Origin of the sequence: Frankia nepalensis (assembly GCF_016786325.1) — a bacterium.
GTDB lineage: Bacteria > Actinomycetota > Actinomycetes > Frankiales > Frankiaceae > Pseudofrankia > Pseudofrankia nepalensis.
The window spans coordinates 1-12,380 of record NZ_JADWYU010000106.1 but is presented as its reverse complement, the minus strand read 5'-3'; the positions used below and the strand labels follow the sequence as shown (position 1 = coordinate 12,380).

9 protein-coding genes are annotated in these 12,380 nt (G+C 72.3%); 5 read left to right on the top strand and 4 right to left on the bottom strand.

All coding sequences use genetic code 11. The features are described 5' to 3' along the window. Positions 1 to 71: 71 nt before the first annotated feature. The 4 genes from I6A81_RS13055 to I6A81_RS13040 all read left to right on the top strand — a co-directional run bounded on the left by I6A81_RS13055 (position 72) and on the right by I6A81_RS13040 (position 6,639). A complete protein-coding gene (locus tag I6A81_RS13055; RefSeq protein ID WP_203004779.1) occupies positions 72 to 887 on the top strand; it encodes a class I SAM-dependent methyltransferase in 816 nt (271 codons plus the stop codon). A 193-nt stretch (positions 888 to 1,080) separates the two neighbouring features. Further along, positions 1,081 to 2,016 (top strand): AfsR/SARP family transcriptional regulator, encoded by a 936-nt coding sequence (locus I6A81_RS13050; RefSeq protein WP_203004778.1) that lies wholly within the window; start codon positions 1,081 to 1,083, stop codon positions 2,014 to 2,016. A 591-nt stretch (positions 2,017 to 2,607) separates the two neighbouring features. Beyond that, entirely contained in the window at positions 2,608 to 3,420 is an 813-nt protein-coding gene (locus tag I6A81_RS13045; protein ID WP_203004777.1) for a Clp protease N-terminal domain-containing protein, read from the top strand. Between the two features lie 162 nt (positions 3,421 to 3,582). Next, entirely contained in the window at positions 3,583 to 6,639 is a 3,057-nt protein-coding gene (locus I6A81_RS13040) for an effector-associated domain EAD1-containing protein (protein WP_203004776.1), read from the top strand. Positions 6,640 to 6,762: 123 nt separating this feature from the next. Here I6A81_RS13040 and I6A81_RS13035 read toward each other — a convergent pair whose 3' ends face one another. The 4 genes from I6A81_RS13035 to I6A81_RS13020 all read right to left on the bottom strand — a co-directional run bounded on the left by I6A81_RS13035 (position 6,763) and on the right by I6A81_RS13020 (position 11,095). After that, positions 6,763 to 8,193: a glutamate decarboxylase gene (locus tag I6A81_RS13035; protein WP_307874640.1), complete on the bottom strand. Its 1,431-nt coding sequence runs from the start codon at positions 8,191 to 8,193 to the stop codon at positions 6,763 to 6,765. Positions 8,194 to 8,285: 92 nt separating this feature from the next. Continuing rightward, positions 8,286 to 9,155 carry a class II glutamine amidotransferase gene (locus tag I6A81_RS13030; protein WP_203004775.1) on the bottom strand — a complete coding sequence of 290 codons (870 nt, stop codon included), beginning with the start codon at positions 9,153 to 9,155 and terminating at the stop codon, positions 8,286 to 8,288. A 246-nt stretch (positions 9,156 to 9,401) separates the two neighbouring features. Beyond that, positions 9,402 to 9,899, bottom strand: a complete 498-nt coding sequence (locus tag I6A81_RS13025; RefSeq protein WP_203004774.1) for a nuclear transport factor 2 family protein — start codon at positions 9,897 to 9,899, stop codon at positions 9,402 to 9,404. A gap of 206 nt (positions 9,900 to 10,105) precedes the next feature. Continuing rightward, entirely contained in the window at positions 10,106 to 11,095 is a 990-nt protein-coding gene (locus I6A81_RS13020; protein WP_203004773.1) for a hypothetical protein, read from the bottom strand. 220 nt (positions 11,096 to 11,315) lie between these two features. Between I6A81_RS13020 and I6A81_RS13015 the strand changes: the two genes are divergently transcribed. Next, positions 11,316 to 11,966 (top strand): TetR/AcrR family transcriptional regulator, encoded by a 651-nt coding sequence (locus tag I6A81_RS13015; protein ID WP_203004772.1) that lies wholly within the window; start codon positions 11,316 to 11,318, stop codon positions 11,964 to 11,966. The last annotated feature ends 414 nt before the right edge of the window (positions 11,967 to 12,380 follow it).

The window sequence follows — 12,380 nt, the reverse complement described above, 5'->3', positions numbered from 1 at the left end:
GGTTCGCGCAGGGTTTCGCCAACCCCCGCGGCGCAGACTCGCGGCGTCGGACTCGAAAAGGAGAACAAGCCATGACCGCCGTCGCCGAACTCAAGCAGTCTCACCGGGCCACCTGGGCCGCGGGCGACTACGCCGCCGTCGCCGAGCTGATCGACGAGTCACCCCCGCGCGACCTGCTGGCCCGCGTGGAGCTGGCACCCGGCGCGCGGGTGCTCGACGTCGCCACCGGCACGGGCAACGTCGCGCTGCGGGCCGCCGCCGCGGGCGCCCGGGTCGTCGGCCTCGACCTCACGCCCGAGCTGTTCGAGACCGCCCGGCGACGCGCCCACGAGCACCGCGTGGCCGTCGACTGGGTCGAGGGCGACGCCGAGGAGCTGCCCTACCCCGACGCGAGCTTCGACCTCGTGCTGTCCGTCTTCGGCGTCCAGTTCGCGCCGCGCCACGAGCTCGCCGCGCGGGAGCTGGCGCGGGTCTGCCGGCCCGGCGGGCAGATCGGCCTCGTCAGCTGGACCCCCCAGAGCCAGATCGGCGAGTTGCTCAAGCTCATCGGCCGCTACCTGCCGGCGGCGCCGGACTACGCGTCGCCGCCGCCGCTGTGGGGCAGCGAACCGCATGTGCGCCGGCTGTTCGCCGGCAGCGGGGTCGAGCTCGAGTTCACCCGCGGCCACAACCCGTGGCGGTTCGACTCACCGGAACGGTTCGTCGCGTTCATGGAGAGCCACTACGGCCCGACCGTCAAGGCGCGCGAGCGCCTCACCGCCACGGGCCGCTGGGACGAGTGCCGCGCCGAGATCGTCGCGATGGTCTCCCGCCGCAACGACGCCACCGACGGCGGCCTGCTGATGCGGGCCGAGTACCTCGTCGCCGTCGGCCGCAGGACCGGCTGATCGAAACCACGACATCCGACGGCGACGGAGCGGAGCGCACGGGAGCGCCGGTTCGGTTCCGGACCGGAGCCGGAAGGACTCCTCTTCTCTCCGGTTCGCTCCGGGACCGTCGGACACCGTTTCTCTCCGGTTCGCTCCGGTGCCGTCGGACACCGTCGCGATCCGTGCTCGCGAGCCAGGCAGGAGGACACCAATGATCACCACCTCACGGGCGTCGGCACACGCCGGGGCACGGCCCACCGTCGCCGAGCTGGCCGCGTTTCCGCTGCCGCGCGCCGCGGAGCAGGCCGAAGGGCCGACGACGCGCGGCGCGTCCAGCGACGTGACGACGCAGATCCGGCTGATCGGGCCGCCGGCCATCGAGCGAGGCGGCCGGCCGGTTCCGCCACCGCGAGGGCGCAAGGCCTGGGCGTTGCTGTGCTACCTGCTGCTCGCCGACCGCGCGCCCAGCCGCCGCCACCTCGCCGACCTGCTGCTGGGCAACGCGGCGGACCCGCTCGGCGCGCTGCGCTGGCTACTGGCCGAGCTACGCCGGACACTGGCGGCGCCGGACGCCTTCCGGGGCGACCCGGTGCGCACGGCGCTCGGGGCCGACGTCTGGGTCGACGTCCTCCTGCTCACCCACGGGCCGGCCGGCCCGGACGCGTCCCTGCTGGAGCTCGACGGCGAACTGCTCGACGGCGTGCAGCTGGCCGCCACGCCGGGATTCGACTCCTGGCTGCTGGTGGCACGCCACCAGGTGGCCGCCACCCACGAGGCCCGGCTGCGCGACGCGACGGCGGCGCTGCTGGCCGCCGGGCAGGCGGACGACGCGGTCCGTTACGCCGCCCGCGCCGTGGCGCGCAACCCGCTGGCCGAGGGCAACCACGACCTGCTCGCGCGCGCCTTCGCGATGGCCGGCGACCACACCGCGGCCCGCCGCCAACTGGTCCTGGCGGGCGAACTGCGACGACGGGAGCTCGACGACGCCGGCCCGGCAGGATCGCCGCCGACAACGGCCACTGCCGTGCGCGCCGGAACGACGCGCGCCTCAGGCGCCCGGTGGGACCGGGCGGGCGTCAGGACCTGGTCCGTGACCAGTCCATCCCCGCGAGAGCCTCGGACGAGGCTTCGTGCCGCTGACCGTTGATGCGCACCTCGGCCGTTTCAAAGCTGTCCGAAGCCGCGAGACAGACCTGCGGCCTACGCCGGTCGGGGTCTGACCATCAAATCGCGCTGATCCCCTCGTGACGATCCGGCGTTGGTGCCATCTCCAGCGCCGTCAGCCCTGTCGCTCCTCATCCGTGCCGTGGCTGGCCCTCGAAGTGTCAGCGAGAACGCGAGCTATGGATCGCGAATCAGCGGACAGGTCGGCGGCCCGGTTTGAGCCCTGACCATCCCAGATCGCGACCGCTGACACGATTCCCCTGACGATGCTCGGACAGGACGAGCGCGCGGCCGCGCGGGCACCGGGCGAACGTTGCCGGGCATGGCACTCGCGCCCCATCAGGCGAGGGTGGTCCGACCCGGAACATCGTGGGAATCCCCCAGGCCATCGGGCGCGCGCGAGCCGCGTTCCCGGCGCTGCCCGGGACGCCGGGCCGGGCCGAGAGGACGGGCGTCGCGCCTGATCGTCGGGAGGAAGACCGAACACGGCTCGCTGGGGACCGAAACGGGTCACACTGCGGTGATATGACCGATCGGCGCCGGAGCCGGCCGGTCCGGCTTCTGGGATGGCGCCATGTTCGAACGGTTCTCCGACGGCGCGCGTCGGGCCATCGTCGCCTCCCAGGAGGCCAGCCGGTCGCTCAACCACCGCTACATCGGGACCGAGCACCTGCTGCTCGGCCTGATCGCCGCGCAGGGCGACGTGGCCGGCGAGTTCCTCGCCGCGCGGGGCATCACCGACGAGCGGGCGCGAGCAGCGCTCGTACAGATCGTCCCGGCGGGCGACCCGGCGGCGTCCGGCCATATTCCTTTCACCCCACGCTCGAAAGCGGTTCTGGAACTGTCCCTGCGGGAGTCGCTCGCCCGCGACGAGAGGATGATCGGGAGCGGGCACCTGCTCGCCGCCCTGCTCGTCGAGGGGAAGGGCCTCGCCGTCCGCGTCCTCGAGATCCTCGACGAGGACGCCGCGGAGCTGCTTCGCCAGACGCATGCCTGGATGGACACCCATCCCGCGGACGCCGAGGGACCACCTCGCCGGGCCCAGGTCCCCTCGTCCTACCAGTCCCCATACCAGCTGTCCGACGCGGCCGGCACCCCGCAACCTCTGTTCACCACGACGGCCCGCCGCGCGTTGCGGGCCGCCCGATCGGCCGCGGACCGGCGCGAGGCGCCGGTGGTCGACCTCGGCCACATCCTGCTCGCCCTCCTGGAGCAGCCGGACGGGGTGCCGGTGCGGGCGCTCGAGAGGCTCGGCGTTGACGTCGCCCAGCTGACGCGGACCGTCGAGGACCTGCTCGACGCGTCAGGACCCGAATCCGGACCCGATCCCGGGCCCGGCTCCGGCCCGCCACCTGGACCGGCGGATCCGCGTCCCGGCCCGGTCTGACCTGAGGCGGCAGAACGGTGCCGTTCAGGTCGACAACGCGCGGACCAGCGTCGGCGCTGATCAGGGCGGCGGCTCGCTGAGGGGGGGCGACGCGGCTGGTCCGCGCGATGCGATCATGTGCGGCACGGGTGGCGGTAGGCCGGATTTGTCAGTGAGGCCACGGTGGGCAGAGGGCTTGACGACGAGCAGATCAAGGCGCTCGCGGAACGGTGTACCACGTCCGGGGAGGCCGAGCTGCTCCTCGCGGAGGCGGGCTACCCGCGGGCTCAGCTGCCCATGGACGCGCGGACCCCGTTGGTCTACTGGAGGCAGATCTCGGCATGGATCGCCGACGGTGTGGTCGTAGACGGACGCGCGCGGCTGCTCGCGGTGGCGTACGAGCGGTATCCGGATGCCGACGTGTTCCGGGAGCACACCGGATCCCGACGGGTGGACGAGATGCCGGTCAGGCTCGCGGAGCGCCCATGGCGGGCCAGGCCTGTCGCGCGCGTGGCGCGGACCCCCGCGCGCGGTGCGCGGGCGCTGGACGCGGCCGCCGCGGAAGGCCGTCGGCGGCCGTCGGCGACGAGACCGCGGCGTGGCCTGGGACGGCCGGTCTCGAATCTGGCCCACCCGTTCGCCTACGGCGTGCACCCGGTCGTCGAGGACCCGGACCGCCCGCCGTCCGTCTTGCCCGACTACATAGTTCGCGATCATGACGAATTGCTTCGGGCGGCCGTCGATCACGCGATCGGTGGCCGCGGCAGCCTCGCGGTGCTTGTCGGCGGGCCGGCCACGGGCAAGAGCCGTGCCTGCTGGGAGGCGGTCCAGTCCGTGCCGGACGACTGGCGGCTGTGGCATCCGCTGACGGCGCGCGACCTCGTTGACGGGTTGCCGGCGGTCGAACCGGGCACGGTCGTATGGCTCGACGAAGCCGAGCGACACCTCCTTACCCCTGGCAGGAAGCACGGCGAGCTGGCCGCGCTTGGACTTCGAGAACTGCTCAGGGACCCGGATACGAGCTGCGTGCTCGTACTGGGCACGCTCCTGCCCGGCGACTGGAGGGCGCTGACGTCCGACCCGGATGACGAGCGGGCCGAGCCGCATCCGCATGCGCGGGCGCTGCTGGCTGACGCGACCATCTCCGTACCCGATGCCTTCACCGGGCCCGCTCTGGATGCCGCGCGGGTCAAGGCGGCCGGTGACGCCCGCCTGGCCGGGGCCTGCGCGCACGCCGACGACGGACGGCTGGCCCAGTACCTGGCCTCCGGGCCCCGGCTTCTTGATCACTATCGCCATGCCGGACCCGTGGGGAAGGCGCTGATCGAGGCGACGATGGACGTCCGCCGCCTCGGGCACGGCCGCGCGCTGCCGCTGCCCCTTCTCGAGGCGGCCGTGCCGGCGTACCTCACGGACGCCCAGTGGCAGGACCTCCCCGACAACTGGTTCCGCCGGGCCCTGGTCGCGACGAGTGAGCGCTGGCGAGGCCTGCCGGGGCCGCTTTCCCGTGATCGCGCTCGTCCAGGCCAGTTCGAGACGGCGCCGCGCGCACGGCTGGCCGCCTATCTCGACCGGTACGGCCGCCAGGCCCGACGGACGCTGCGTCCGCCGGGCCTGCTCTGGGAGGCGTTGAGCGAGCATGCGACCGTCGAGGAGGCGGCCCGCCTCGGTGACAGCGCGTTCGACCGGCTGCTGTATGGGCACGCGATCTCGCTCTACAGGCGGGCCCGGTACGTCGACGACGACCGGGCCATGGCGCGGCTGGCCGATCTGCTGGCCCTTCGGGAGGATCTGGACGGGCTGTTGGAGCTCACCGAAATCGGGGGTTCGGACGACCATGCGGCGATGCGGCTGGGCGAGTTGGTCGCGCGGCTGCCGAATGCCGAGGAGAACCGCGGCTTCCTGTGGGACGAAGCCGCCCACGGCGCGGGCTGGGCGGCGCGCAGGCTGGTCGAGCTGGCCGGGGCCATTCCCGACTCGCCCTCGGTCTCGGTGGAGCCCGAGTCGGAGCCCGAGCCCGAGCCCGAGCCGACTCTGCGGGAGTTCGCCGACCTCGGCAACGAGTGGGCCGCCGTGCGCCTGGCGGAGCTGCTCGCCGACCGTGGCGACATCCAGGCGCTGCGCGCCCGGGCCGACGATGACGTCTGGGCGGCGCTGATGCTCGCCGACCTGTTGACCGAACGGGGTGACGACATACCGACCGCGGTGAAGGTTCTCGAGCGGCACGCCGCGGCCGGCAACGGCTGGGCGGTTCTACGAACGGCTGATCTGCTGGTGTCGCTCGGGAACGTCAGCGAGGCGGAGATCCTTCTGAGTACCCGCGCCGCGGCGGACCCGTGGGCGGCCCTGCGGCTCGTGACGATTCTCGAGATGCGCGGCGACCGCGCCCGTCTGCGTGAGCTGGCCAATCTGAGCGCGTGGGCAGCCATGCGGCTGGCCAGTCTGGCCGCCGAGCGCCACGACGAGGAAAGCCTTCGGGAGTGGGCCAGCGACGGCGACGGATCCGCCGCCAGGCGACTGGCGGAGCTACTCGCGGAACGCGACGACGTCGAAGGCGTGCGCGAACTCGCGGAAGGCGGCGCCGAATGGGCGGCGCTGTGCCTCGCCGTCCTGCTGGCCCGGCGCGGCGACGCGGGCGGGCTTCGCGCTCGGGCCGCGATGGGCGATCGGTGGTCCACCCTGCTGCTCGCCGACCTGCTGGTCCAGCGGAACGACGTCTCGGAAGCGACGACGATCCTGCGGCGCCTCGCCGAGGATGGTGACTGGCTCGCCGCCGACTGGCTGGCCGACGGCCTCGCCGAGCGGCGGGACGCCGACGGGCTGCGTGCCCTCGTCGACCTGGGCCACGGCTGGGTCGTCCGGCGGCGGCTGGCCGACACCCTCGTCAGGCTGGGCCGGCCGGAGGAAGCCGACCGGCTGCTTCGATTCGGCCTCACCGACACGGGTGACACCGCGACCGACCCGTTCCCCGGGCGACGCCGGATGTGGCGACCTCGTGGCAAGTCCCAGGCAGGCCCGCCCGGCTCGAACGCGCATCCGCCGCCCGCATGGCCCACCCAGATTGAGGCAGATCGGCGTCTGTCCGAGTGGCCTTCCTCGACCGGGACCAACGATCCGACGGGTTCCATACCCGGGGGGAGGCGTCCGGGTGGGGCACAGGCACCCGCGGACGAGGACGAGGAGCCCCTCGAAGGCCCCCGGCCGCCTGATCCGTGGGACATCTCGGACACGCTCTGGTGACAGCGCAGGTCGGTCGACCGGGCGTCGACGGCAGAAGCAGGCGGCCCGTCTTTCGCCGTCCGTCACCCATCGTCGCCGACGATGAAGATCGAAGTGAGGCATGAATCGGCGACAGCGGCCGCGTCAGTGGTGGAAGGCCGACGTGGCCTCGGCGCGGGGCGGCGCGGGGCGGCCGGAGGCCGTGAGGCGGTCGACGGCGCGGCCGAGGTCCGCGGCCAGGAGATCGGCCAGATCCGGGCCGAATCCGTTGCGCACGACGACGCGCAGCACGGCGAGTTCCTCGAGCGCCGGCGGGAAGTGGTAGGCGGGAACCTGCCAGCCCCGGGTGCGCAGGAGCTCCGACACGTCGAACACGCTGAACCCGGCGCTGGCGGCGTCGCGGACCGTGAAGGCGAAGACGGGAATGCCGGTCGCGCCGTCCGAGACGAGCTCGAACGGACCCATCGCGGCGATCAGGTCGGAAAGGCGGCCCGCGACGTCGCGGCAGCCCTCCATCACCTGTCGGTAGCCCTCGCGGCCGTGGCGCAGCAGCGAGTAGTACTGCGCGACCACCTGGGCGCCGGGGCGGGAGAAGTTGAGCGCGAACGTCGGCATCGTCCCGCCGAGGTAGTCGACCTTGAAGACGAGCTCCGCGGGCAGGTGGTCGTGGTCGCGCCAGAGCACCCAGCCGACCCCCGGGTACACCAGGCCGTACTTGTGGCCGGAGGCGTTGATCGAGACGACGCGGTCGAGCTGGAAGTCCCAGGCCAGGTCCGGGTCGCAGAACGGGGCGACGAACCCGCCCGACGCGGCGTCGACGTGCAGCGGCACGTCCGGCCCCCCGCCGGCGGCGAGCCGGTCGAGCGCGGCGGCGATCTCGGCGACGGGCTCGTACGTCCCGTCGAAGGTCGAGCCGAGGATGGCGACCACGCCGATCGTGTTCTCGTCGCAGCGGGGCGCGGCCTCGTCGCCGGTCAGATGGGTGCGACCGGGCGCGAGCGGCACGAGCCGGGGCTCGACGTCCCAGTAACGGGCGAACTTCTCCCAGCAGACCTGCACGTTCGCGCCCATCACCAGGTTGGGCCGGTCGGCCGGAAGGCCCGCCGCGCGGCGTTTCGCCCGCCACCGGCGCGTCATCGCCAGGCCGGCGAGCATGCATGCCTCGGACGAGCCGGTCGTCGAGCAGCCGACCGCGTCGCGGGCATCCGGCGCGTGCCAGAGCTCGGCAAGGATGTTCACACAGCGTGATTCCAGCTCGGCGGTCTGCGGGTACTCGTCCTTGTCGATCATGTTCTTGGCGGCGCACTCGGCCATCAGCCGGTCGGCGTGCGGGTCCATCCAGGTGGTGACGAAGGTGGCCAGGTTCAGCCGCGCGTTGCCGTCGAGCATCAGCTCGTCGCGCACCAGCTGGTAGGCCGTCTCCGGGTCCATCGGCCCGGCCGGGATCCGGTAGCGCGGCAGGTCGCCGCCGGCCTCCCCGCCCGCGCGCCCCGGCCGTGCCGGCCATCGCAGCTGCGGCCGGACCGCCAGGTGCGCGTCCGCCGACTCCCTCATCGCCTGCCTGTGCAGCGCCACCCGGCCAGGCTAAGCGGCTGGCGACCGGCGGCTGGGCAGGACGGCGCCGCGTCGGCCGTGCCGCGTGGGCGGCGTGATCGCCCGCGCCGGCGCTACCTGGGCTTCTGGGAGGCGGCGGCCACCGGCCGCAGGTCCTTCAGGGCCAGTCGATGCGCCGGCTCCTCGGTGAGCACGATCCCGCGGGTGATCCGCAGGTCGGGCCCGGCGTGCAGGAGCTCGCCGGGTTCCATCGGCCGCCACGCGGGGTTGTCGTCCATCGGCTCGCTGGCGACCACGACCGCGGGCGTCGCGACCAGGTCGCGGGAGTGGACGCGCAGGTGGCCGGCGGTGCCGCTGTGGTCGAGGTGACGGTCGCCGTGGTGGCCGCCGGCCGGGCGTTCGAGCACGTACAACGGGTTCGTGTCGGGATAGCGCAACGCCCAGAGCTCCCCCGGGGTCGCGATGATCAGGTTGAGGGCGTACACCGGCAGATGCCTGGCGATCCAGCGGGCCGCGCCCTCGATGCCGCCAGCCACGTCACCGGCGCCGCTTCTGATCTCCCGGGTGATCAATGCGAAGAACCGCTCGGAGTCGGTGTCGCCGTGCACCATCGACACGTCCGGGCCGAGTTGCCGCTCGAGCTCGTCCAGACCTTCGAGCACGCCGTTGTGCGCGAAGAGGCGGCCGTCCTGCTCGAAAGGATGGGTATTGCGCTGTTCCAGGCCTCCCGTGGAGGCGAATCGAATGTGGGCAAGAAACGTGGTCGATTCGACCTGCTTGGCCTCCTGGGCGAAACTCCGGTCCTCGTAGGCGGCTATCGGGGCCTTGTGGAGGATGGGAGCGCCGTCGGCGTCGAAGAAGCCGAGCCCGGTACCGTCCGGCTCGCGCCGGCTCTGGTCGCTGAGGCTGTCGGGGGCATCCAGCAGCCAGAAGGTGGCGTGGGCACGACGCGGAGAACTGCTCATGCCGAACAGACGACACATCCGATATCGCCCTCCTCGTCGGTTCGACGTTCTCCGGCCGCGTCGACGAGAGTAAACCGTGCCACCCAGCCCGGCGTCATTCCCGGCGGGCGAACCGTCACCGTGGATCGACGCGGGCCAGCGCTGTCGGACGAGGTCAGGCCGCCCAGGCGCGGCTGCCCAGGCCGAGATCGAGAGCCCGGCCCGGCTGACGCCGGCGCCGGTCCGCCGGTCCCGACCGTCCGGGCCGGGTGCCCGAGGTGCCGGTCACGGCTCGGGGAGGGTCCAGGGGGCCTGGTCGACGCGCAGCCGCTCGTTGCGCTTGGAGCTGATGCGCCACCGGCCGTCCGGGCACTTCCGGTAGGTCTCGACGTAGTGGCCGTAGCCCTTGATGCTCAGCCGGCCGCCCGGCCCGGCCAGCTGCACGTAGTCCTGCATCGCCCAGACGCCCGTCGCCTCGGTCTCGCTGAGCAGCGTGATCTCCGGCATGTGGCCGTGGTGCGTCGTCACCCCGTTCGACAGCAGCGGGATGGTGGACCCGAAGTACTCGTCGTTGGTCTGGAAACGCCGCTCCGACTCCTGCGGGAGGATGTGCTCGCAGTCGTCGGTGAACAGCTCCCGGAAGGCGTCCCAGTCCTTGGCGTCGAGAAAGCGGAAGTACCGGGCCTTGAGCTGCTTGATCTGCTCGATGTCCCACAACGCCTGCGCGTCAAGGGACACCGGTCCCGACGGCCCATCGCCGCCGCCCGGCGAACCAACTCTCATGTCACCCTCCAGAGGCTGGGCCGACGGGCAGCGTGCCGCCGGCGACCAGTGTCAGGACCGTTCCATCCGGTCGAATGCCGACGCCATCGCCGCGCCGAGTCCGGAGCCGCCGCCGGTGACGACCGCGACCTTCCCCGCCAGTTCCACCATCAGATCCGCCCTCCGTCCACGTCCGAATGCCGAGCCACCACTGCCGCGCGCGGCGGCTAGTCGCGCGGCGTCGCGCGGATCTTGATGACCTCCATCGTCGACCAGCTCCTGACCGGCTTCGGACCGCCTTCTTCCCGCACGGTTCCGTGCAGCCAGGCGATGCCGAGGGAGACCGCGGCCGCGGCCGCGTTGTGGGTGCCCTCGAAGCTGAAGGTCCGGCCGCCGAACGTGAGGCTGGCGAGGCGTGGTTGGCGCACGTCGCCCTTCGTCTCCCAGATGACCTTGGACTCGACCTCGTCGTTGGTCGCGATGATCGGGGGCTCGCCGTCCCGCTGAAACGTGGCGGTCGCGTAGTTGCCCGTGCCCAGCATCGCGTTGCCGGTCTCCCAGCGCCCGTCCTCCAGGATCGACCCCCAGACGAACCAGTAGTGCTCGAGCTCGGCGATCTTGGAGACCATGGCGCTGAGGCCGGGTAGGCAGTACATCCGGTCGAGTCCGCCGTAGCCTCCGGTGATCTTCGACCCGGCGATGCTGCCCGTCACCGTGCAGCCCGAGCTCGTGTAGCCGACGTCGTCGGGGAGCCCGGGAACGTAGATGGTCGTCACGTTCATCGGTCGCGGCGTCAGGACGACGTCGATGAGGCCGCCGTCCTCCTTCCACACGTATTCATCGGGGCCGAGCGAGACTTTGAGGCTCTGCTTCGCGGTCGAGTTCAGCGGGAAGACGGTCTGCCTGCCATCGCTGTCCAGCCACAGAATGGGTCCCCAGTACAGGTCGCTCTCGAACGGGAACCGCACGGTCGTCGGATGGGCCCACAGGTCGGTGGGGCATTCATGGAGGATGAAGTCGAACGTTCCGCTCGCCGACAGCATGCGGATCAGCTCGTAGCGCTTGCCGTTCTCGGTGTCGACCATGGCCCAGAGGAACAGCAGGTCGTTGTGAAGCCCCGGGAACTGCCTGTCCCGTGTCGAGTGATCCTGCACCGACGCGTCCGCTAACGACACGTACGGAACGATGTTGACCTTCGACAGATCGAATTTGGGCATGCTTCCTCTTTCAGCTCGCGACCAGGCAGAACACGTCGACGCTCCGGCGAGATGCCCGGCCCGGGACGACGCGACACGCGGCGACGCCCTGCCTCGTGAGGTGCTCGGGCGCGTCGGCGCCGCCGCCGGGCGGCGCTCGTTCCGCCCGCGACAACCAGGCCGCCAACTACAGGACGAGCGTCCCTTAACCGACATCTGTCGGGCTAACTATGGTGGAGGAGTGCCCGCGCCGCAACCCCTCGACCGCCGGATCCGGCGGACCCGCTCGGCCCTGGAACGAGCGCTGCTCGACCTGATCGCCGAGCGCGACCTGGTCCAGATCTCGGTCTCCGACGTGACCAAGCGGGCGGACGTCAACCGCACGACGTTCTACGAGCACTACACCGACGTGCACGACCTGGCGGCCAGCGCCTGCACCGCGATGTTCGACGAGTTGATCGCCACCTCACCCGTCATCGCCCCCAGCCGCGCCCCGGCCCGGCAGCTCCGGGAACGGGAGGCCCTGGTCAGGGTGCTCACCCACATCCGCGACCGGGCCCGCCTCTACCGCGCCCTGCTCGGCGAGGACGGCAGCGCCCGGGTGATCAACCACCTGCAGCAGCGGCTCGCCATCTCGCTGCACGTCAACCTCACCAGACCCGGCGCGGGCACCCATGCCGACGACCCGGCCGAGATCCCCTACGACCCCACCGCCGCGCTGCTGGCCGGCGCCCTGCTCGGCCTGGTCCTCGACTGGCTCCGCCACGGCTGCCCGGGAACCCCCGAGCACGTGTGCGCCACGATCTGGCCGCGCCTCGCCAGGACCGAGCGCCCCGGCGACGGACCACCAGAGGCGACGGATCAGCAGGATCGCGGGGCGGGCCCGAGGTGAGCCGGGGATCGACTGGGGACCGGAGCCGCCACCCAGCCGGCCATTGGTACTGTCGCTTTTGCGATCGGAGTATGGCACTTTACTGATGGAGGCCCGGGAACACCGCGCCGGCACCGCCCCTTCCGCGACGTCCGACGCGGGCCGCGGACCGGTGTCGTCCGCTGACCGCGTCCCGGTCGGCGCGCCGGCCGGGGCTCGCGCCGCCGGCTCGTGCCCCGGGCCCGGTGGCACCGCGAACTGAGGCTTGGCGTCGGCCCGCTGCCCGGCTAGAAACGTCTATATCTCTTGCCCACAGGGAGGCTGCCATGGCGAGTGAGCAAGGGCACGTGCCGGCGTTACGGCCGGTCGACGCCGACAACCACTACTACGAGACGCTCGACGCGTTCACCCGCCACCTCGACCGCAAGTTCCGCC